This is a genomic window from Sphingopyxis sp., from assembly GCF_036261875.1.
Classification (GTDB): Bacteria; Pseudomonadota; Alphaproteobacteria; order Sphingomonadales; family Sphingomonadaceae; genus Sphingopyxis.
The window spans coordinates 215,374-237,980 of record NZ_DATAJZ010000010.1 but is presented as its reverse complement, the minus strand read 5'-3'; the positions used below and the strand labels follow the sequence as shown (position 1 = coordinate 237,980).

At 66.5% G+C, this 22,607-nt stretch carries 17 protein-coding genes; 7 read left to right on the top strand and 10 right to left on the bottom strand.

Annotated features, from left to right (window positions below):
- Positions 1-13 precede the first annotated feature (13 nt).
- Positions 14-1,066, top strand: coding sequence for a Leu/Phe/Val dehydrogenase (locus tag VHO04_RS06245; protein WP_329627505.1), 1,053 nt, complete (start codon positions 14-16; stop codon positions 1,064-1,066).
- Entirely contained in the window at positions 1,066-1,335 is a 270-nt protein-coding gene (locus VHO04_RS06240) for a hypothetical protein (RefSeq protein ID WP_329627504.1), read from the top strand. The genes VHO04_RS06245 and VHO04_RS06240 overlap by 1 nt, the downstream gene beginning before the upstream one ends.
- Before the next feature lie 145 nt (positions 1,336-1,480).
- Here the strand turns inward: VHO04_RS06240 and VHO04_RS06235 are convergent, their stop codons facing one another.
- The 7 genes from VHO04_RS06235 to VHO04_RS06205 form a co-directional block, all read right to left on the bottom strand.
- Positions 1,481-2,659 carry a dipeptidase gene (locus VHO04_RS06235; protein ID WP_329627503.1) on the bottom strand — a complete coding sequence of 393 codons (1,179 nt, stop codon included), beginning with the start codon at positions 2,657-2,659 and terminating at the stop codon, positions 1,481-1,483.
- Positions 2,656-4,233, bottom strand: coding sequence for a serine hydrolase (locus VHO04_RS06230; protein WP_329627502.1), 1,578 nt, complete (start codon positions 4,231-4,233; stop codon positions 2,656-2,658). The genes VHO04_RS06235 and VHO04_RS06230 overlap by 4 nt, the downstream gene beginning before the upstream one ends.
- Positions 4,230-5,363, bottom strand: coding sequence for a hypothetical protein (locus tag VHO04_RS06225; protein ID WP_329627501.1), 1,134 nt, complete (start codon positions 5,361-5,363; stop codon positions 4,230-4,232). The genes VHO04_RS06230 and VHO04_RS06225 overlap by 4 nt, the downstream gene beginning before the upstream one ends.
- Positions 5,360-6,415 (bottom strand): DUF1611 domain-containing protein, encoded by a 1,056-nt coding sequence (locus VHO04_RS06220; protein WP_329627500.1) that lies wholly within the window; start codon positions 6,413-6,415, stop codon positions 5,360-5,362. Before VHO04_RS06220 ends, VHO04_RS06225 begins: the two co-directional genes overlap by 4 nt.
- Positions 6,416-6,438: 23 nt before the next feature.
- A complete protein-coding gene (locus VHO04_RS06215) occupies positions 6,439-8,622 on the bottom strand; it encodes a TonB-dependent receptor (protein WP_329627499.1) in 2,184 nt (727 codons plus the stop codon).
- A 251-nt stretch (positions 8,623-8,873) separates the two neighbouring features.
- On the bottom strand, positions 8,874-9,878 hold the full coding sequence (locus VHO04_RS06210) for a dipeptide epimerase (RefSeq protein ID WP_329627498.1): 1,005 nt from the start codon (positions 9,876-9,878) through the stop codon (positions 8,874-8,876).
- Entirely contained in the window at positions 9,878-11,833 is a 1,956-nt protein-coding gene (locus VHO04_RS06205; protein WP_329627497.1) for a serine hydrolase domain-containing protein, read from the bottom strand. The genes VHO04_RS06210 and VHO04_RS06205 overlap by 1 nt, the downstream gene beginning before the upstream one ends.
- A 162-nt stretch (positions 11,834-11,995) precedes the next feature.
- Between VHO04_RS06205 and VHO04_RS06200 the strand changes: the two genes are divergently transcribed.
- Positions 11,996-12,619: an XRE family transcriptional regulator gene (locus VHO04_RS06200; RefSeq protein ID WP_329627496.1), complete on the top strand. Its 624-nt coding sequence runs from the start codon at positions 11,996-11,998 to the stop codon at positions 12,617-12,619.
- Between the two features lie 30 nt (positions 12,620-12,649).
- The gene (locus VHO04_RS06195) at positions 12,650-14,335 is read left to right on the top strand and encodes a D-aminoacylase (RefSeq protein ID WP_329627495.1); all 1,686 of its coding nucleotides are present in this window, start codon (positions 12,650-12,652) and stop codon (positions 14,333-14,335) included.
- Positions 14,336-14,341: 6 nt separating this feature from the next.
- Here the strand turns inward: VHO04_RS06195 and VHO04_RS06190 are convergent, their stop codons facing one another.
- Both VHO04_RS06190 and VHO04_RS06185 read right to left on the bottom strand, forming a co-directional pair.
- On the bottom strand, positions 14,342-14,947 hold the full coding sequence (locus tag VHO04_RS06190) for an NAD(P)H-dependent oxidoreductase (RefSeq protein WP_329627494.1): 606 nt from the start codon (positions 14,945-14,947) through the stop codon (positions 14,342-14,344).
- 29 nt (positions 14,948-14,976) lie between these two features.
- Entirely contained in the window at positions 14,977-15,741 is a 765-nt protein-coding gene (locus tag VHO04_RS06185) for a phytanoyl-CoA dioxygenase family protein (protein ID WP_329627493.1), read from the bottom strand.
- 100 nt (positions 15,742-15,841) lie between these two features.
- Between VHO04_RS06185 and VHO04_RS06180 the strand changes: the two genes are divergently transcribed.
- The 3 genes from VHO04_RS06180 (at position 15,842) to VHO04_RS06170 (ending at position 21,737) form a co-directional block, all read left to right on the top strand.
- Positions 15,842-16,762, top strand: a complete 921-nt coding sequence (locus VHO04_RS06180; RefSeq protein WP_329627492.1) for a LysR substrate-binding domain-containing protein — start codon at positions 15,842-15,844, stop codon at positions 16,760-16,762.
- A 471-nt stretch (positions 16,763-17,233) separates the two neighbouring features.
- Positions 17,234-19,552: a TonB-dependent receptor gene (locus tag VHO04_RS06175; RefSeq protein WP_329627491.1), complete on the top strand. Its 2,319-nt coding sequence runs from the start codon at positions 17,234-17,236 to the stop codon at positions 19,550-19,552.
- Positions 19,553-19,727: 175 nt separating this feature from the next.
- Positions 19,728-21,737, top strand: a complete 2,010-nt coding sequence (locus VHO04_RS06170; protein WP_329627490.1) for an alpha-glucosidase — start codon at positions 19,728-19,730, stop codon at positions 21,735-21,737.
- Here VHO04_RS06170 and VHO04_RS06165 read toward each other — a convergent pair.
- Complete coding sequence (locus VHO04_RS06165; protein ID WP_329627489.1) at positions 21,683-22,600, bottom strand: LysR family transcriptional regulator; 918 nt, start codon at positions 22,598-22,600, stop codon at positions 21,683-21,685. The two genes, VHO04_RS06170 and VHO04_RS06165, sit on opposite strands and share 55 nt — an antisense overlap.
- Between the last annotated feature and the right edge of the window lie 7 nt (positions 22,601-22,607).

Here is a 22,607-nt window from a genome sequence, read left to right as displayed (position 1 = left end):
AAAGGAGAGATTCATGGTTGCCCGCCCCGCCCGCCTGACCCCGCCGGTCGAATGCGTTCGCCTGCACGACGCCGAGAGCGGACTCGACGGCGTGATCGCGATCCATTCGACGACGCTCGGCCCCGGCGCCGGCGGCTGCCGCTTCTGGACCTATGCCGGCATCGACGAAGCGCTCGCCGACGCGCTGCGGCTCGCCGAGGGCATGAGCTACAAGAACGCGCTCGCCGGCCTGCCGCTGGGCGGCGCCAAGGCGGTGCTGCGCAAACCCGCGGGCGATTTCGACCGCGCGAAGCTGTTCCGCGCCTTCGGCCGCGCGGTCGAGCAGCTCGGCGGCCTCTATGTGACCGCCGAGGATGTCGGGACGTCGGTCGCCGATATGCAGGAGGTCGCCGGCACGACGCGCCACGTCGCGGGCCTCCCGCCCGCCGCCGGCCGCGCCGGGGGCGACCCGTCGCCGTGGACCGCGCGCGGAGTCTTCGAATCGATGCGCGCCGCGGCGCGCTTCGCGCTCGACACCGACCTCGCCGGGCTGACGGTCGCGGTGCAGGGAACGGGGAATGTCGGCGCCGACCTCTGTCGCCGCCTGTCCGATGCCGGGGCGCGGCTGGTGATCGCCGATCCGAACCCGGCGCGCCGCGACCGGCTCGCCGCGATCCTGGGCGCCAAGGTCGTCGACGTCGATGCGATCGCGTCGGTGCAGGCCGAAATCTTCGCGCCCTGCGCGCTCGGCGGCGTGCTGGGTCGCGACAGCGTCCGCGCGATGAAGGCGAAGCTCGTCTGCGGCGCAGCGAACAACCAGCTCGCCGCGCCTGAAGTCGGCGACATGCTGCGCGACCGCGGCATCGCCTATGCGCCCGACTATGTCGTCAACGCGGGCGGGATCATCAGCGTCTCGGCCGAATATCTGGGCGAGGACGAAAGCGACGTCGAAGCCCGCGTGGGACAGATCGCGCCGCGCGTCGCCGCGCTGCTCGACCGCGCCGCGCGCGAGGGCCGCTCGCCCGCGGCGGTCGCCGACGAAATGGCCGAAGAGGTCATCGCGGGCGCCGAGCGGGTCGCGGCCTGATGCACCGGTTCCGGATCGACGCGCTTCCCGATCCGCAATCGCTTCCGCGCATCGCCGGCGTCTTTGCGCAGCGCGCGATCGTGCCGTCGATGATGCGGATGGAGGCAGGCAGCGGGTTTCTGAGGATCGAGGTGGCTGCTGCCGGTCTCGACGACATGCGCGCCGCCGTCATCGCCGCCAAGCTGGGCGAGACGGTCGCGGTGATCGAAGTCGCGTTGGACGGAAGGAAGGAAGCCGCACCCTTTGGCGTCGAGAGCCTCGCCGCATAACGGTGAGTTTGATCACGGGATACTGCCTTGGAATCGTCATTGCGAGCGTAGCGAAGCAATCTCCAGCCAACGTCTGTAAGGAACGATGGCTGGAGATTGCTTCGTCGCTACGCTCCTCGCAAAGACGACTGGGGGTTTGCGCCGTCTATTTCCCCTGTGCCGCGAGGACGCGGAGAATGTTACCGCTCCACATCTTCTCGATGTCGGCGTCCGAATAGCCCGCCGCCTTCAGCCGCTCGGTGACCTTGGGCAGCGCGGCGATGTCCTCGATGCCCTTGAGGCCGCCGCCGCCGTCCCAGTCGGCGCCGAAGCAGATATGATCGACGCCGCCGACCTCGATCGCGCGCAGTACCATCTTCATATAATCCTCGAAGTCCGCCGCCCACATCGTTTCGGTCTTGTCGAGTTCGCGCCATTGACGGGTGAGGTCGGCCTGCGCTTCGGGGCTCAATTCGCCGATCCGCTCATAGTCGGCGAACAGCTTCGCGCGCGCGGGCGACATGTTCATTTCCGACATATAGATGGTCGAGATGCACATCGCGCCGCTCTTCGCCGCAAGCGCCTTCAGCCGCCCCTCGTCGAGGTTGCGCGGATGGTCGTGCGCCGAGCGCAGGCTCGAATGTGAAAGCAGGATCGGATATTTCGACAGCGCGAGAAGCTGGTCGAAGGTCGCATCGGACGAATGGCTCGCGTCGATGACGATGCCGAGCCGGTTCATCTCGGCGACCCATTGCTTGCCGAGCGGGCTGAGCCCGTTCCAGCGCGGCTTGTCGGTCGCGCTGTCGGCGAACTGGTTGTTCGCCCCGTGCACCGGCCCCGCGAGCCGCACGCCCTTGTCGTAGAATTCCTTGAGCAGCGACAGATCCTCGCCCAGCGGATAGCTGTTCTCGATCGACTTGAAGGCGACGAGCTTGCCTTCCTTGTTCAGCCGTCGCGCATCGTCGGCGGTGCGCGCGGCGCCGATGACATCGCTATTGTCGGCGATCATCTTGTCGATCGCATCCGACCGCTTGCGGGCGTGGGCGAGCGCCGCCGCATAACCTGCGGCGGTCAGCGGCCCCTGATCGGTGTAGATCGCGAAGAAGCCGCCATCGAGATTGCCGTCCTTCATCCGCGGGATGTCGAGCTGCGACAGGTCGGTGGCGAGGGTGTGGCGGTCGGCGAAATTCCACCCCTGCCGCTCGAAATGGAGCGGCGTGTCGAGGTGGGTGTCGAGCACGAGCATCCGGCTGTGCAGCGGCGCTTCGGACGGCTTCGGCTTGTCGCCGCCGCTCGAACAGGCGGCGAGCGCGGTTGCGGCGAGCAGAATGGCGATGCGTTTCATTTCTTGTCCTCCACGGGCTTCAGGTCGAGGTCCTGATAATCCCAGCTGAAATCGGCGATCTGGCTGACTGCCTTCATCGTCACACCGGTCACCTTGCCCTCGGCATCGAGCGCGAAGGTCACATAGGCGGGCTCGATCGCGGGATCGTCGAAATCGGTGACGAAGCTGTCATATTGCCAATGCTTGAGGCGCCCCGCCATCCGCGGCGTCGAGGTGAAGTCGATCGTCAGCCCCTTCGCGCCCGACCCGATCACCACGTCGCCGTACCAGGGATCGCGGTAGCGCCCCGCATAGCCCGCGAGCGGCAGCGACGGCCCCGATTTGGCGGGCGACGCCTTCGCCTGCTTGAGGAACTCGACCCCGCCCGCCAGCCGCGCCTGATACCAATCCTCCCACTTGGTGGTCCAGCCATAGTCGGGCTGGTCCAGATAATGGTCGAGCAGTTCGTAGGTCAGGCCGAGCAGCATCCCGCTGTCCTCGCTGTTCATCATGATCGCGAAGCCGACATTCCTGTCGGGGATCATGACGACGCGCGTGATCGATCCGAAGACGCCGCCGCCGTGCTGGATGATGCGGTGGCCGCGATAATCCTGCACCTGCCAGCCGAGCGCATAGGCTTGCTGCGTCGGCTGCGCGGGCTTCAGCGCGTCGGGGAGCGGGGTGATCGGCATCGGCGTCACCGGCGCCCACATCTCGGCCGCCTGCTGCTCGCTGAACAATCGCTTGCCGTCGGGGAGCGCGCCGTGCGCGAGCTGGATCTTGAGCCATGCCGCCATGTCCTCGGCGCTCAAGGCAAGCCCGCCCGCCGGCGCGCCGTTGCGGCCGAGTTCGTCGCGCTCGTCGAGCACCTGCTGCGGCCCGATTCCGCGCAGCACGCCCGACAGGCGCGCGTGCGGCCAGCTCCGGTTCGCGATGCGAAAGCGGTCCTCGCTGTCGCTCGTCGCATTCTTCATGCCGCCCGCGCGCAGCACCCGCTCGCGGATGAAATCCTCCCAGCGCTGCCCCGTAACCTCCTCAATGAGCTGCCCCGCCACGGCATAGAGGATATTGTCATAGGCATAGGCCGAGCGGAAACTCGTCCGGGGTTTCAGGAAAGCCACGCGCTCGGCGGTCTGCCTGCGGGTGAGGTTGGTGCGCGGCACGAACATCAGGTCGCCCTGCCCCAGCCCCAGCCCGCTGCGGTGGACGAGCAGGTCGCGGATCGTCATCTCGCGCGTGACCCACGGGTCGTACATGCGGAACCAGGGCATATGCTGGATGACCGGATCGTCCCACGCGATCCTGCCCTCGTCGACGAGCACCGCCAGCGCCGCCACGGTCATCGCCTTGCCGGTCGATCCGGTCTGGAAGATCGTCTCGCCATCGACCGGCGCGCTCTCGCCGAGCTTGCGGACGCCCCAGCCGCGCGCGAGCGTCGTCTTGCCGTCCTCGACGATCGCGATCGACACGCCGGGCGCGCCGACCTTTTGTCGTAGCGCCTCGACGCTTTCGCCGATGTCGGCGGGTGGGTCGGCCCAGGCGGGCGCGGCGGCGGACAGCAGCAACGGCAGGGCAAGCAGACGAAACACTTTCATGGCAAGGCCTCCATATGGGGAACGGACGCGGGGCGCAGCAGGCGCCAGGTGCCGAGCGTGAGCAGCGGCACGACGAAGACGGCGAGGAACAGCCAGGCGAGGAAGCGGTATCCGCTGGCGATCAGATCGACGAGCCCGATCTCGCCCGCGACGAACATGCAGCCGGTGAGGATCGCCGCGCCGATCAGCGCCCGCGCCCCGGCGCCGAGCGCGGGGCGCCCGCGGCTCTCGACCGCGCCCGAGATGCGCTCGTTGATCGCGTGCACCGCGCCCGCGCCGCTTTCGAGCAGCGCCGCGAGGATCATCACCTGGAACAGGATGTGGAAGCCCGGCACGTTCATCTGGCGGAGCAGGAAATCGGAGGGCAGCGTCTCGGCGCCGATCGCGGGATAGAAGGCCATCATCGCGACGAAGAAGAGCACCGCGGGCAGCATCGACAGCGGCCCCGCGATCAGCCCCGCGACCACCGCGTCGCGCTGGCTGGTCAGGTGCCGCAGCACCGGCAGGATCACCACCGCGCCGACGATATTGTAGCTCGCATAGGTGACGCCCCCCGCCATCCAGTCGCCCGAAGGCGGCGGCGCGGCGGCGAACCCCTGTGCGATCGGCCCGCCGAAGCGCGCGAGCGCGAGGATCAGGAACAGCGCATAGACGGTGTAGAGGAGGATCGAGACATATTTGAACATCTGCTCGACGACGCCGGTCCCGCGCGCGGTCACCGCGACGATCAGGACGGCGAGCAGCAGCGCGCCCACCCATTCGGGCCAGCCGAAGGTCGCGGCGCCGATCGCCGCCGCCGCCGCGCCGAACACCGCGAGGATCAGGATGACGAAGATGATATACGCCGCCTCGAAGGCGATCCAGCCGGGGCCGAGCAGCCCCTTGAAGAAAGCGCGATAGTCATAGGCGCCGAACTGGCGCGCGAGCGCGAAGGTCAGCGCGGCGACGAGGCTCCAGATGCCGGTCGCGAGCAGCATCGCGGCGAGCCCGCCCCACGGCCCCGAGGGCACGAAATATTCGGCGAGCTCGCGTCCGGTCGCATAGCCGCCGCCGATGATCACGGCCTTGAGCGCGAAGCCGGGGAGCAGGAAGCGCTGGAACCGGCTGGGGTTCGCCGCGCCCGCCGTCATGCGAGGATGGCGTCCACGAGCGCGTCGAACCCCGCGCCGCCGCGGATCGGATCGGCGACCGGCAGCCCGAGCCGCGCACGCTCGGCCGCCATCAGCGCCTCGGCGCCGTCTGCGTCGAAGCTCGCGGTATTGAGGCAGACCCCGCCGCAGCGGATCGCCGGGTTCGTCCGGCTGCCGAGGCGGATCGTCAGATCGATCACCTCCTCGATCGTCGGCAGCGCGAAACTCTCCATTCCCAGGATCACCTTGCGCGTCGGATCGTGGCAGACGACGAAGACGTCGGGCTGGCTGCCGTGAAGCAGGCCGAGCGACACCGCGGCATAGGCGGGGTTGAAGATCGACCCCTGCCCCTCGATCAGGTCCCAATGATCTGCCGCCGCGTCGGGGCTCAGCATCTCCGCCGCGCCCGCCTCGAAATCCGAAACCACCGCGTCCATCGGCATCCCGCCGCCCGCGATCATGATGCCGGTCTGGCCGGTCGCGCGGAAATCGGCGGCGATCCCGCGTTCGAGGAAGGCACGGTGCAGCGCGAGCGCGGTATATTTCTTCCCCAGCGCGCAGTCGGTGCCGACCGTCAGCAACCTCTTGCCGCTGCGTTTCCGCCCGTTGCCGACCGGGATCGACGGCGGCGGGGTGCGGACGTCGATCAGCCGCCGTCCGGTGCGCCGCGCCGCCTCGGCCAGCGCGGGCACGCTCGCGAGGCGGGCATGAAGCCCGCTGACGATGTCGAGTCCCGCCTCCATCGCCTCGACGAGCGCCGCGATCCAGCTTTCGCCGATCACCCCGCCCTGGTTGGCGACCCCGATCACCAGCGACCGTGCGCCGGCCGCCCGCGCTTCGGCGGGCGCCATCGGCGGCAGGCCGGTGGTGACGGCGCAGCCTGCGACCGACCATTCGCCGACGCAGCGGTCGGCCGCCCAGTCGGCGAGCCCGAAGGCGGTCTTGGCATAACCCGCCTCGACCGTGTCGCCGAGGAAGAGGAGATAGGGCTGCGGCAGGGCGGGAACGCCCCCCCGATCGGCGTCGGTTCGCCGTTGCAGCACAGTAGCCATGATCCAGTCTCTCCTCTCGGCCGTCAGAAGCCGGCCGTCAGTGTCACGCCGAAGGTCCGCGGCCGGATCACCGCCGTCCCCGCGGCGCCTAGCGGCACATTGGCCGGCGCCTCGAGCGATGTCTTGCCTTCGCTGTCGGTCAGATTCTTCGCATAAAGCTCGAGCGAATATTTGCCGAAATCGACCCCGGCGCGCAAATCGACGACCTCATAGGCGGGCAGATAGCGCTGCCGGCCGTTGGCAGTACGGAACGCGAGGTCGAAGCCCGCGGGCTGTTTCGACAGGCTGCGCACCGACGCCCCGACATAGGCCTTGGTGTCGCCGCCCAGTTCCCACTCGTAATCGGCATTGGCGCCGATGCTGTATTTGGGGGTGTAGGGCAGGCGATCGCCGGCGAGCCCGCCGACCAGCGGCGGCGTGTCGTCCTTCAGCCTCGCGTTGGTATAGGCGCCGTTGAGCGAGAAGGTCAGCCCGCCCGCCGGGCGCAGCGTCGTCGTGAATTCCAGGCCATCGCTCTTCGCCTTGCCGCCGTTGAAATTGACGCCGAAATCATTGACCTGGCCAAAGACCTGAATGTCCTTCCAGTCGATATGGAAAGCGGCGATGTCGATCGAGAAGCTGCGGTCGACCGTTTCCGCCTTGACGCCGAGCTCATAGCTGATGAGCGAGTCCGAGCCATAGGTGGCGAGTTCGGGCGGCGCCCCCGGCGCGAGCACGTTCGGGCCGCCGGGGCGGAAGCCTTTGGCGACGCGGGCATAGATGGTCGCCTGATCGCTGACCTCGAACTGCGGCGCGACCGAAAAGGTGAAGACATTTTCGGACGAGCGCGCCTTCGGCAGCTTACTGGGTCCGCCCGCGAGGACGCCGTCCGACACCTGATCCGCCACCTGTTTGTTGCCGCTGTAGCGGCCGCCGAAGGTCAGGTCGAAGCGTTCGCCGAGATGGAGCGTCGCATTGGCGAAGCCCGCCAGCTCGCGGTAGCGCGAGTTGATCGTCGCGATGCCGAGCAGCGGCAGGCCGTCGATCGGGGTCAGCGTCCCCGGCTCCACCGCGTTGAAGTCCTGATCGATGATCCCCTTCTCACGCGTGTAATAGGCGCCGAGGAGCCATTCGAAATGCTCATTCTCGGGCGACTGCAGCCGTATTTCCTGCGAAAAGCGCTTCACGCGGGTGAGCTGCCCCTGATAGAAATCGTTGGGCGTGCCGAAAAAGGTCTCGATCAGCCCGCCATATTGGGTGGTGAGATCGCCGCGGAACGATTGCGACAGGCTGCTGTAGCTCGTCGCCCACACCAGATTGGCAAAGTCGAGATCGGCGTCGACAACGGCGCTGTAGACGCGGTAGCGGACATCGGTGAATTCGGGAACGAACTGCGACTGCGACAGGCGGCCGTACAGCGTCCGCCCGGTCGACGGGTCGCTGTCGACGCTGTTCGAGGCGTGCGTCTTCAGATTCTGGAGATAGGCGCTGAGCTGGATCGAGACACTCTCGCTCGGCTTGAACAACAGCGACGCGCGGCCGCCATAGCTTTTCGAGCTGTTGATGTCGTCTTCAACGTCAGACCCCGCGGTGCCGATCGAGTCGATAAAACCGCCGAAGTCGCGGTAGAAGCCCGAGGCACGGAAAGCGACCATATCGCCGAGCGGCACGTTGACCACCGCGCTGCCCAGATAGGATTCATCGCCGCCCTTGACCGTCTCGACGCTGCCGCGCGCGCGAACCTCGACTCCGCTGGTATCGGGCTTGCGCGTCACATATTTGAGCACGCCGCCCATCGAACTCGCGCCATAGATGGTGCCTTGCGGACCGCGCAGCACCTCGATCCGCTCGACGTCGAAGGTGTCGAAATCGCCCGCGAGGATCGCGCCGTTGACGAGCCCGCTGCTCGACCCGAAGGTTGTTTCGTCCTGATAGACCGCAACGGTCGAGGCGACGCCGCCGGTGTTGACGCCGCGCAGCACGAGACGACCGAAGCCGGCGGTGGTCTGGTTGAGCTGAAGCCCCGGAACGAGCTTCAGATAATCCGAAAAATTCGTCGCCTGGACATTTTCGAGCGCGTCGCCCGACACGACGCTCACCGACTGCGGCACGTCGATCAGCCGCTGCTCGCGTTTCTGCGCGGTGACGACGATGTCATGCTCGTCGCCGGTCGCTTCGTCGGCATGGGCCGGCATCGTCACCGCCAGAGCGGCCAGGCTGCCCGCCATCAAAAAGCTCTTCTTCATCGCCCTACCCCCAAGACTTGGCCGGGCAGGCAGCGAAAGCGCCCCGTGCGGCCGTGATGATGTCCTTGCCGGATCGTCGATGCAGGCCATGCGCGCCCCAGACCCGCCCGCGAAAGTCGCGGGGCACGCCGTGGGGAATGACCCCGTCATCCCGTCCTTCGATCTTATGTTTCGGTTTTTCGACTATTGTCCTAATCGGAAAATTGTCAACCCATTTAGGACATGAATTTGCATCAACCCCAGATTTCGGGCGGACAGTCGATCATGCCGCCGCGATAGACGACGCCGGGGTCGCGATCGTGCGCGAGAAAGGTCGGCCCGTCGAGATCGACGATGTCGCAAAGCTGCCCGACGAGCCAGGAGGGCGCCATCGACAGGCTGGTGCCCATCATGTTGCCGACCATGACGTCGAGCCCGAGCCTCTTCGCCTGCCGCGCGATCGCGAGCCCCTCGGTCAGCCCGCCGCACTTGTCGAGCTTGATATTGACGACGTCGAAGCGCCCGACGAGCGATGCGGTATCGGCGAGCGACAGCGCGCTTTCGTCGGCGACGAAGGGCAAGGGCCGCTTGAGCCCGTCGAGATCGGCCTCGCGCCCGCGTTTCAGCGGCTGTTCGAGCTGCGCGACGCGCGCCTCGACGAGCACCGGCAGCAGGTCGGCGAGCGTGCCGACATCATAGCCCTGGTTCGCATCGACGCCGATCCAGGCATCGGGGCGCGCAGCGCGGATCGCGGCGACGCGCGCGATGTCGTCGCCGAGGTCGCCGGTCAGCTTGACCTTCACCGGCGCCTCGGGATCGATCGCGAGCGCCGCCTTTGCCATGATATCCGGGCTGTCGGCGCCGAGCGTCAGCGTCGAACGCAGCGGCTGCGGCGCGCTCAGCCCCGCCAGTTCCCAGACCGGCCGCCCCTGCTGCTTCGCTTCGAGCTCCCAGAAAGCGCAGTCGAGCGCGTTGCGAGCGCCGCCCGGCGGCAGCAAGGTCTGAAGATCCGCGCGCGTCGCTCCCTGCTCGATCGCGCCGCGCGCCGTGGCCGCTTCGGCGACCATATGGTCGATATCGTCGCCGAGATAATAGACCCCGGCCCCCTCGCCGCGCCCGGCATGTTCGCCGTCCGACACTGTGGCGACGAGCAGCGCCGTCTCGGTGAAGACATGGCCCGAGATACGGAACGGCTGATGATAAGGAAAACACTCGACCCGAAGGTCGAGCGTCAATCCGCGAAAGCCCTGCGCCGCCATCAATAGACCATCCCGAAGCCATAGAGATGGAAGGCAAGCGTCACCCAGACGAGCACCAGTCCTGCAAGAACCAGCAGCACCGCGCCGAGCTTCATCGTCCATTTGCGCTTGCCCTGGATGCTGAGCCACAGGTGCCAGGCGGCGGTCGCCAGCAGCCCGAAGGCGGCGAGCGGCGTCAGGACGCGCAGCAACTGGATCAGCCAGTCGAGCGGCCCGCCGATGCTGCCGATATCGGCCGAGAAGGCCGCGATCAGACCGAACCAGCCGGCGACCGCGGCCAGCGCCAGCCACGCGAAGACGCGCGACAGGCGATACGCGCGGAGCGGCTTGCCCTCGAGCGCGAAGCTCGCGCCGAAGCTGCGCCGCACCAGCGCGCGCACCGGCCACGCAAGCGCGGCGAGCAGCGCGATGCCGAGCGCCGCGATCAGCGCGGGCATCAGCCACGCCGCATTGGTGCCGGCGGGTGCGGGATCGAAGACCATGAACGGCGATCCGGCATCGAGGCTCCAGCGCACGACCTTGCCGTCCTTGACGTCGGCGGCAAGGCGTTCGCCGGTGCCGGTGTCGCGCCAGACGAAGGGCTCGACCTCCACCCAGTCGCGCGCGCCGGCGCTGAGGCCGTCAAGTCCGGGCACGCTGATCTTGCCGTCCTCGGTCAGCGTCACCGTCGGCTGGCCGAGCAGGCCGAACAGACTCATGAAATTGGTGAACGACCCGCGGCTGGTGACATAATGGCCGACCATCATTTCGGCATGTTGCTTCGCGGTTTTCGCATCGACCCGGCCCGTCGGCGCGGGGCCGGGCAGGTAGCGGTCGGCGAATTCATGGAACAGCGCGCTGCGCACCGCGCCCGCGCCGCCTTCCTTGCCCGGGCTGTTCATCGAGATGAAGACGCCGACGTCGGCGTCGGGGAACAGCCAGAGATAGGAGTGGAACCAGACGGTGTCGCCGCCGTGCGCGATCGCGCGGTGGCCGTTGACCCATTGTTCGTAGAAACCGAGCGCCATGCTGTTGAGCGGGCCGACGCCGGTCGCCTTGTAGTCGTGCATCATCTTCGCGGTTTCGGGCTTCAGCAGCCCCGCGCCGTCATTCAGATGCGCGATCATGAACTTGCCCATGTCGGCGCCGCTCGCCGACAGGCTGCCCGCGGGCGCCGGAGTCACGATCTCGAACGGCCGCGCCTTCTGCGTGATGTCGGGATAGCCGCTCGCCATATCGGGAACGAGCGCCTTGGGAAGCGGCTGGCGGAAGGTTGAATGCGCCATGCCCAGCGGTTTGAAGATATGATTGTCGATATAATCGTCGAAGGGCTCGCCGCTGACGCGCTCGACGATATAGCCCGCAAGCGCGGTCGCGTAGTTCGAGTAAGCAGGCGTCGTTCCGGGCGCGAACACGCGCTCGGGCAGCGCGAGCGGCAACAGCTTCTTGAGCGGCATCACCGCCTTCGGATCGTTGCTGATCAGATAGCGGACCGATTCCTCGAAGCCCGCGGTGTGCGTCATGATGTTGCGCAGCGTGATCGGCTTGCCCTCGAAAGGCGGAATCTTGAAATCGAGATAGGCGTTCACATCCTTGTCGAGGTCGAGCTTGCCCGCCTCAACCTGCTGCATCACCGCGGTCCAGGTGAAGAGCTTCGACACCGATCCCGGCCGGAACAGCGTGGTTTCAGGCGACACGGGCTTGCGCGTCGCGACGTCGGCATAGCCATAACCCTTTTCGAGCACGACCCCGTCGCCGCGCACGACGACGACGACCGCCCCCGGAATGCGCGCGCGGTCGAGCGCATAGGGCAGAAAGCCGTCGAGAAAGGCTTCGAGATCGGCCGCGTTGAGCGTCGCCGCCTGCGTGGGCTTCGACGGCGGCAAGGGCGGTGCCTCGACCGTCCTGGCGGCGGGCGCGGGGACCGGGCCCTGCGCCGCGAGCGGAACCGCCGCGATCGCGGCAAGCCCGATCATGGCTTTGTGAAGTAAACGCATCCTCTTCCCCTCTTTGTCAGGCGGGTCTGCCGACCCTTGCGGCAAGCCGCGCGACCCCTTACCAAGGGACGGCACCTCTTGACCCGATGGGGACATAATGATCCTGATTAGAAAATTGTCAAATATGGAATGGAAGAACTGATGGCGGACCGTCCCAGCCCGCCGACGCTCGGCGCGGTGATGCGTGGCATCCGCTCGCGAAACGGCTGGACGCTCAAGGAGATGAGCGCGAAGTCGGGGATTCCGGTATCGACGCTGTCGAAGGTCGAGCACGACCGACTGACGCTCAGCTACGACAAGCTCCAGCAGCTCAGCCAGCGGCTCCAGATTCGCATGTCGGACCTGTTCGCCGAAGAGGAGGAGGAAAGCGCGCCGCGCGTCACCGGCCGCCGCAGCATCGGAACGATCGACCGGGCGGCGCGCGTCACGACCGACAATTACGACTATCATTATCTCTGCACCGACCTTCGCCAGAAACGGATGATCCCGATCGTCACCCGCATCCGCGCGCACAGCGCGCGCGAGTTCGGCGACCTCGTCCGCCACCAGGGCGAGGAATTCATCTATGTCCTCGAAGGACGGATCGAAGTGCACAGCGAATTCTACGACCCCGTCACGCTCGAGGTCGGTCAGGGCATCTACATCGATTCGTCGATGGGCCACGCTTACGTCGTCGCCGAAGGCTGCGAGGAAGCGCTGGTGCTGGGGGTGTGTTCGAGCGCCGACGACGGCCTCATGGATTCGCTGATGAGCCTGCACGGCTGAAATTTTCGGGAAAAAGCACAGGAGAGACGCATGGCATCCGGTCGGACTTTCACTCTCGCGCTGGCGCTGCTCGCCGGCGCGGCGGCCGCATCGGCGGCCGAGCCCGCCTATGACGTCGTGATCCGCGGTGGCACGCTTTACGACGGGTCGGGCAAGGCACCGGTCGTCGGCGACGTGGCGATCAGGGGCGACCGCATCGTCGCGGTCGGCGAGGTTGCGGGCAAGGGCCGGACCGAAGTCGCGGCCAGGGGCATGGCGGTGGCGCCGGGCTTCATCAACATGCTGAGCTGGGCGACCGAATCGCTGATCGCCGATCCGAGGAGCCAGAGCGATATCCGGCAAGGCGTCACGCTGGAGGTGATGGGCGAAGGCTGGTCGATGGGACCGCTCAATGCGACGATGAAGGCGCTGGAAACCCAGCGTCAGGGCGACATCAAATATCCGATCGAATGGACCAGCCTCGGCGATTATTTCGCCTATCTCGAAAAGCGCGGCATCGCGACGAATATCGCGAGCTTCGTCGGCGCCGCGACGGTGCGCGTCCACGAACTGGGCGAAGGCGACGTCGACCCGAACCCCGAGCAACTCGGCCGCATGAAACTGCTCGTCCGGCAGGCGATGAACGAGGGGGCGCTCGGCGTCGGCAGCTCGCTGATCTATGCGCCCGGCTCCTATGCCGAGACCCCCGAGCTGGTTGCGCTGATGACCGAGGCCGGAAAATGCGGCGGCATGTATATCAGCCACATGCGCTCGGAGAGCGACCGGATCGGCGAAGCGGTCGACGAGCTGATCGAGATCGCGCGCCAATCGGGCGCGCCCGCCGAAATCTATCACCTCAAGATGGCGGGGCGCGATAATTGGGGCAAGCTCGACGCCATCGTCAGGAAGATCGAGGCGGCCCGCGCCGAGGGGCTGCGGATCACCACCGACATGTACACCTATACCGCCGGCGCGACCGGGCTCGACGCCGCGATGCCGACCTGGGTGCAGGCGGGCGGGCTGGAAGCGTGGATCGAACGGCTGAAAGACCCCGCGATCCGCGCGCGCGTCGCCGCCGAGATGCAGAAGCCCGGCAACGACTGGGAAAATCTCTATCTCGGCGCGGGCGCCGACAAGATGATCCTTGCGGGTTTCAAGAATGACGCGCTCAAGCCGCTGACCGGCAAGACGCTTGCCGAAGTCGCGGCGATGCGCGGCAAGTCCCCTGAGGAAACCGCGATGGATCTGGTCGTCGAGGATGGCTCGCGCGTCGGCACCATCTATTTCCTGATGTCCGAGGACAATGTCCGCAAGCAGATCAAGCTGCCGTGGATGAGCTTCGGTTCGGACGCCGAATCACAGGCGCCCGAGGGCGTGTTCCTGAAATCGAGCACCCATCCGCGCGCTTACGGCAATGTCGCGCGCCTGCTCGGCCGCTATGTCCGCGACGAAAAGCTGATCCCGCTCGAGGAAGCGGTGCGCCGCCTCACCTCGCTTCCCGCAACGAACCTCGGCCTTGCCGGACGCGGCGCGCTGAAGCCCGGCTATTATGCCGATGTCGTGGTGTTCGATCCCGCGACGATCGCCGACCGCGCGACCTTCGAGCAGCCGCAGCAATATGCGGTCGGGATGCGCGACGTCTATGTGAACGGCGTCGCGGTGCTCAAGGATGGCGAGCATAGCGGCGCGACGCCCGGGCGCGCGGTGCGCGGCCCGGCGTGGAACCATTGCCGCTGAGGACGCTCAGGCGAAGGCCGCCGCCTTGTCCCGATTGTCGGCATAAGCGCGCTTCATCTGCGCGAAGTCGACGACCTGGCCGGCCATGATATCGAGCTGCGCCGCGATCGCCTGATCGGCGAGCAGGCCGTCGGCGTCGAAGAGCGGCTGGCTCGAATTGGCGGTCACCGCCATCGGCGTCGGCCAGCCGCGCAGGGCATGGGTGATCGAGCGCAAGGTCGCAAGCGTGCTGCCCGCCGCCTGCCATCCGCCCGCGACCGCGATCAGCCCGACGGCGCGCCCGTCGAAATAGGGCTGCGCGTCGGCGACCAGATCCTGCGCATAATCGAGGGCATTCTTCACCACCCCCGATACGGTGCCGTGATAGGCGGGCGACGCGACGATGACCCCGTCGGCGCCGCGAAGCGCGGCGACCAGCGCCCGCGCCTTGTCGCAGCGGTCGCTGAGATGCGGCGCATAGAGCGGAAGGTCGATCGCATCGCCCGCGAGCAGCAGGCTGTCGGCGCCCCGCGCCTCGCAGCACGCGAGCGCGTGGCGCAGCAGCCGCTCGGCCGAACCGCCGGCGGTCGCGTTGCCGCCGAGCGCGACGATGCGCGGGCGCGTGTCCGTCACCTGCCCCGCCCAGTCAGCTGCCCACCTTGTCAATTGAACGTGACCTGGTTGCCGCCGCGCAGGAAAGCGATGGCGTTGCGGCGCAGGTGGTTGGTGCCGGGATTCAGAATCGGCTCGGGCGAATATTGCGCCAGATAGACGCGGCGCATATTCGGGGTCGAGTTCGATCCCGTCGCGTGGAGCGCGAGACTGGAGAAAGCGACGACGCTGCCCGCGGGAACCTCGAGCGTCACCCCATCGCTGTCGCCGGTATAGCCGACGAGGTCGTTGCTGCCGGGTTGGCGGCTGTGCGGGACGATGCCCTCGCGCGTTCCGGGCGCCTCAGAGAAAGGCAGGATGCGCACCGTCCCGTTCGCGACCGTCGTGTCGTCGAGCGTGCACCAGCAGGTGAGATAGGGCTTGTGATCGGCGGGGCCGCCGTTGCCGACGACATAGCCCGAATCCTGATGCCAGCTGAACGGCATCCCTTCGCTGGCGCCCTTCACGACATATTGGTCGTAAAAGAAATAGGCGTCGTCGCCGAGCGTCGCGCGGCAGACGTCGGCCATCGTCTCACTGAACAGCATCCGGCGCAGGTCGGGCTGCCGGCGCTGGCATTCGCCGGCGAAATAGCGCTTGCCCTTGTGGCTGATGCCGTCGACCTCGACCCCAAGCGCGTCGAGGCGGGCATCTTCGCGTTCGATGACGCGGCCGCATTCCTCGCGCAGCAGGTCGAGGAGCGGGCCTTCGAGGACGCGTTCGAAGACTGCATAGCCTTCGGTGGCGAATTGTTCGCGCTGGGCGGAGAAATCCATCTTCACTCTCCCGATGTTGTCTAAGCTGTCACGTAGCGCGATATCATCCATCGTATCCAATCGAATTGCATCCATCGGTCATACGTCTATACTATGGCTTATGCGGATGAGACAGGTCGAGGCGTTTCGCGCCGTGATGATGAGCGGGGGCATCACCGCCGCCGCAACGATGCTCAACATCAGCCAGCCGTCGGTGAGCCGGCTGATCGCCGACATGGAGCGCGCGGTCGGCTTTCGCCTGTTCGACCGGCGCGGCGCGCGCGTCCACCCGACCGCGCAGGCGCAGGCCCTCTATGAAGCGGTGCGGCGAAGCTATGCCGGACTCGACCTGCTCGACCAGGCGGCGCGGCGCATCCGCGCGCATCCGGTCGGCACGGTGCGGATCGCGGCGCTGGCGGCGATCGCGACGGCAATCCTGCCCGCGGTGATCGCGCGCTTCCGCATCCTCTATCCCGAGATCAAGATCACGGTCGAATCGCTCGGCCAGCGTTCCATCGAGGAGCGGGTGTTCCTGGGGCAGGCCGATCTGGGCATCGGGATCGACGTGCCGGGCCGCGAGGGCATCCGGTCGACCCCCCTCGCGCGCGCCGAATATGTCGGCGTGCTTCCCGCGAACCATGCGCTGGCGGCACGCGAGCGGCTGACGGTCGAGGATCTGGCGGGCGAGGAATTCATCGGCCCGATGCACGAGGCCGACGCGCTGTGGAACGGGATCGACGTCGTGCTCGAAACCTCGGGCGTCGCGATCTCGCGCCGGCTCGAGACGCAGCAGTCGCACACCCTTTATGCCTTCGTCGAGGCTGGGCTGGGCGTGTCGATCGCCGAACCGTTCAGCGCGCCGCTGTTCCACCGGCTGGGCGTCGCGATCCGCCCCTTCACTCCGCCGGTCGAACTCGACTTCGGCCTGCTCGAACCCGACATCGGCCCGACGCCCGAGATCGTCGCCTGGCTGAACGCCGACGTCGCGCGCGAGACCGCGGCGTGCCTGGCGCATGTGCGGAAGGTCGTGGCGACAGGTTAGTTGGGATGGCGGGTTTGGAATAGTGAGCGGGCATTCCCATCTTAGTCATTCCCGAAAGCGGGAACCCAGTGTGGGGTTAGCCGACGCACGCTCTGGGTCCCCGCTTTCGCGGGGATGACGAAGATAAGAGAAGACAAGCGATGCCGCGCGATTTTCAGACTCTCGTAATCCCGGACTTGATCCGGGATCCACTCTCTCATCGTCGGATGAATGGATCCCGGATCAAGTCCGGGATGACGATGGTGGATGGGGTCGGTTTCCGATCCTTAGCTGTTGCCCAATCAAGCCATAGCATTTGGACATAATCTACCGATATTTCTCGATTGGACTGCAATGATTTTAGCGGTCATCCCTACGCTGGCAGATTGACCATATTGTCAATTGAATGAGTAGATATTAGGAGGCCTGCCGAGCCTCCTACTCGATGCACGAGCGGACGCAGATCCGCTGCCGCTTCTTGGGGAGGATGAAATGAAGTTTTCGCCGTTCAAAAAATCGTTGTTCCTGTCGTCCGTGCTGGGTGCCGCGGCCTTGACCGCGCCCGCCGCCGCACAGGAAGCCGCGGCAGCAGCCGACGCGCCCTTCGCCAACAATGACATCATCGTCACCGCGCAGAAGCGCGCGCAGAATCTGCAGGACGTGCCCGTCGCCATCTCGGTCGTGTCGGGCGACATGCTGGAGCGCGCGAACGTCAATTCGGCCGAACAGCTTTTCCAGCGCGTCCCGACGCTGACCTTTCGCAAGGGCAACACCAACAAGGATTCGGCGCTGTCGATCCGCGGCGTCGGCACGATCAGTTTCTCGTCGGGGGTCGAACCGTCGGTGTCGACGGTGATCGACGGCGTCGTCTATGCGCGCACCGGGCAGCAGACGTCGGACTTCCTCGATGTCGAGCGCATCGAGGTGCTGCGCGGGCCGCAGGGCAGCCTGTTCGGCAAGAACGCCAGCGCGGGCGTGATCAACATCGTGACGCGCGAACCCGACGACGCGCTGGGCGGCTATGTCGACGCCGCCTGGTACGAGGGCAATGAATATCGCATCCGCGGCAGCGTCGGCGGCGCCCTCGGCGACGGCGTCAAGGCGTCGCTCACCGGCTTCTGGTCGCAATATGACGGCAACGGCCGCAACGTGTTCAACGGCCACAAGATCAACGGATATGAGCATTGGGGCGTGCGCGGCAAGCTGATCGCCGAGCCGACCGACGCGCTGAAGATCACGCTGATCGCCGATTATTCGAAGAACAGCGACAATGGCTATGCCGACAGCATCGGCACCGTCTTTTCCTCCGCGTTCAACGATGCGGTGTTCAAGCCGAGCCTCGCGCCGCTGACACTCGACGGCAAGAACAAGGACATCGACAACGACCTCGACCCCTATACCAAGGACAAGAACAGCGGCGTGTCGGGGCAGATCGACTATGATTTCGGCGGCGTGACGCTGACCTCGATCACCGCCTATCGCCACTGGTATAATTTCCAGGTCCGCGACGGAGATTTCCGGTCGGACGCGCCGTCCTACGTCAACACCGGCACCGCGTCGGGCGACGTGCGCTCGCACGACCGCGGCGACCTGAAGTTCGACCAGTTCACGCAGGAATTGCGCATCGCCTCGTCGAACCCGCAATTCTTCGAATATGTTGCGGGGCTTTATTATTACCATACGAAGGAGGTCGACTTCTTCAACCGCACGGTCACCGCCTGCACCGCCTCGACGCTGCCGACCGTCGGCGGACTGACGCCGTGCGCGGCCGGGTCGTCGACCTATACAACGAACGAGGGCAACGCCGATTTCACCACGACGCTGACCAGCTATTCGGCGTTCGGCCAGGGCACGCTCAACTTCACCGACGCGTTCCGCGGCATCCTGGGCCTGCGCTATACCGAGGACAAGGTCAGCTATGACTTCGCGCGGCGATCGACCCAGACGACCGCCTTTGCCGGGGTGGCGCCGGCCTTCAGCGCCGACGGGTCGATCAAGGATCATGGCTGGTCGGGCAATGCCGGGCTGCAATATGACGTGACCGACGACATCATGGCCTATGGCATGTACACCCGCGGCTACAAGGGACCGGCGCTCAACGTCTTCTTCAACATGCAGGCGCGCGACACCGGCCGGATCGACCCCGAAAAGTCGAATGCCTATGAGGCGGGGCTCAAGATGCGGCTGTTCGACCGCAAGCTGACGCTGAACCTCGCGGCCTTCTATGCCAAGTACGACAATTATCAGGCGAACTTCCTCGACATCGTCGCGGGGCAGGTCGTCACCCGCCTGACCAACGCCGGTTCGGTGTCGACGCGCGGCATCGAGATGGATTTCAACGCGGCGATCACCGACGATTTCCAGCTTTCGGGCGGCTTCAACTACACCGACGCGCACATCAACACCTTCATCTGCCCGGTCGGCGCGGCGGTGACCTGTGCCGATGCGATCAACGGCAAGCCGTTGCCCTTTGCCCCCAAATACAAGGGCACGGTGACGATGGACTGGCGCCTGCCGCTGAACCTCGACGGCTTCAATGTCGATCTGAACAGCTCGCTCACCTATCAGAGCAAGACCAATTTCGACATCAACCAGAACCCCAACGCCTTTCAGAGCCCCTATGCGATCTGGGATGCGGGGATCACGCTACGCACCGCCGACGACAAATATGCGCTGTCGTTCCTGGTCAAGAACATCACCGGCAAGCAGTTCGTCATCCAGCGCATCCCGAACGGCACTTCGTTCATGCGCCAGATCACCCCGCGCGATGCCGAACGCTATGTCGGCGTCACCGGACGCGTGAACTTCTGACCGGATATCCTCCCCGTCGCGAAGCGATGGGGAGGATAGGAAAGCCGTTTGTCATTGCGAGCGGAGCGAAGCAATCTCCTGCTATCGGCCTCGCGCTACGCCGATAGCAGGAGATTGTTTCGTCGCTGCGCTCCTCGCAATGACGGTCCCGCTCAATACGAAAGGATTCCCGCCCATGGCGCTCGAGGCGCTCGACACCGGCTTTGCGATCCGCCTCGGCGGGCGGACGATCCTGTCGCACCGCGAGGACGCCCCCTGTTTTTTCGTCGGGCGCGGAGAGCCACATGTCCACGGGGCGCTCGGCCATTTCGATGTCGCGCAGGACGTGATCGAACGGCGGGCGCTGGCCCATGCCGAGGTTCAGGGCGATATCGTGCGCTTTGCCGAAAGCGAAAACGCGCCGTGGCTGCTCGAAGCTACGGTGTCGGACGACGGCAACGACGCGGCGATCGCGCTGAAGGCGCTCGACCCGGCGCTCAACCGGCTGTGGCTGCGCGTTCCCGCGGAGGCGGGCGAGCATGTGTGGGGCGGCGGCGAGCAATTCTCCTATTTCGACCTTCGCGGGCGGTATTTTCCGCTGTGGTCGAGCGAGCCCGGCAATGGCCGCGACCCGTCCTCGCCGCTGTTCGAGAAGGTCGAGGCGCATCGCAAGGGCGGCGGCGGCAGCTATGCCCATACCAATTATCCGCAGCCGACCTATGTGAGTTCGCGGCGCTATGCGCTGCACGTCGACACCTTCGCCTATGCGGCGTTCGATTTTCGCAATGCCGATTATCACGAAGTCGAGGTGTGGGAAATTCCGGCCAGGATCGAGCTGTGGGCGCGACCGCATTTCATCGAGCTCGTGTCGGCGCTGTCGGCGCGGTTCGGGCGCCAGCCGCCGCTGCCCGAATGGCTGCTGAAGGGCGCGGTGATCGGGCTCAAGGACGGCGACAAGAGTTTTGCGCGCCTGAAAGCCTTTGAAGACGCCGGGGTCGCGGTGTCGGGGCTGTGGTGCGAGGATTGGGTCGGCCTGCGCATCACCAGCTTCGGCAACCGGCTGTTCTGGGACTGGCAATGGAATGCGGACCGCTATCCCGAGCTGCCGGCGCGGATCGCGGAACTGCGCGAGCGCGGCATCCGCTTCCTCGGCTATGTGAATCCCTATCTCGCCGTCGATGGACCGCTCTATGCCGAGGCGGCAGCGCGGGGCCTGCTGGTGATGCGGCCCGACCGCGACGAGCCTTATGTGATCGATTTCGGCGAGTTCGACTGCGCGCATGTCGACTTCACCAATCCGGCGGCGGCGGACTGGTTCGCCGACACGATCATCGGCGAGAAGATGATCGATTTCGGCCTGTCGGGCTGGATGGCCGACTTCGGCGAATATCTGCCGGTCGATGTCCGGCTGGCGAACGGCGAGAGCGGGATGACCGCGCACAACCGCTGGCCCGCGTTGTGGGGCGAAGTGAATGCCAGAGGCATCGCGGGACGCGGGCAGACGGGCGAAATGATGGTGTTCATGCGCTCGGGCGCCGCCGGGGCGCAGGGGCGTTGTCCGATGCTGTGGGCGGGCGACCAGGCGGTCGATTTCAGCCGCCACGACGGAATCGGCACGGTGATCTGCGCCGCGCTGTCGGCAGGGATGCTGGGCAACGCGCATCATCACAGCGATTGCGGCGGCTATACCAGCCTGTTCGACACGGTGCGCGATGCCGAGCTGGCGATGCGCTGGGCCGAGATGTCAGCCTTCACCGCAATGATCCGCACGCACGAGGGCAACCGGCCGCGGCAGAATGTCCAATATGACGACAGCCCCGAACTGCTCGCGCATTTCGCGAAGATGACGCGGATCTATGCGCATGTGGCGCCCTATGTCCGGCGCTTGTCGAAGGAAGCATCGGAGACCGGGCTGCCGGTGCAGCGGCCGCTGTTCCTGCATTTCGAGGACGATCCCGAAACCTATGCGATCCAGACGTCGTATCTGCTCGGCCCCGACCTGCTCGTCGCGCCGGTGATCGCGGCGGGAAAGCACGAGTGGACGACCTATCTGCCCGCGGGGGCCGAGTGGGTGCATGTCTGGTCGAAGAAAGTCTATGCGGGCGGCGGCGATGTGACCGTGGTGGCGCCGTTCGGGGAGCCGCCGGTCTTTTATCGCGCCGGGTCGCCGGACGCGGCGCTGTTCGACGCGATCCCGTCGGCCTGAGCAACATCCTTCAGCACCGCGACGAAGGCGGCGACGAGCGCGCTGCGGCTGCGGTTACGCAGAAGGTGGATGGCGTCGCGGGTGACTTCGGACGGCGGGAGCGCGATCATCGCCAGACCGCTGCGCAGCGCAAGACGCCGCGGCACCACGGTGATCGCGCGGCCGCTCCGTGCCACGTCGAGGCAGGCGGCGGTGGAATCAAGCTCATAATCGGGAAATTGTCCGGCGGCGAAGCGCGTGCGGATCACGCGCGGAAAATTGCTGCCCGGCGCGGGGCGCGGGAGCGCCCAGGGGAAAGCGGCGCTGTCGCCCTCCCCCCGCGCGAGCGGGTGATCGGGCGCGCAGACGAGCACCAGCGGCTCGGGCGGCAGCGGGATGCACAGCACTTCGTCGGCGTGGGCGGACGTGGCGAATTTCGCGCGATTGCAGACGACGAGATCGAGGCGGCGGTCGACGAGGGTTTCGAGCAATTGCTCCGACGGCCCGCCGGTGACGGTGACGCGCACCCCCGGATGCCCCGCGGCGAAGCGCGCGATCGCGTCGGTGAGCAGGGGTTGCAGCGGATAGGGACCGGCGCCGACCGCGACGGTGCCGCTGCTCGGCTGACCGAGCCCGCGCGCTTCCTGTTCGAGGTTCGCCGAAGCGGCGATGACGTCGCGCGCCGAGCGGATCAGGCGGTCGGCATCGCTCGTCGGGCGGACATAATGGGTGGTGCGGTCGAACAGCGTGGCGCCCAATTCCCCCTCGAGCTTCTGGATCGACCGGGTCAGCGCCGATTGCGTCAGGCCGAGTTCGTCGGCGGCGCGCGCATAGCTGCCGAGGCGGTAGAGCGTGTCGAAATGGCGCAGGCGGCGGAGGTTCATGGCGCGC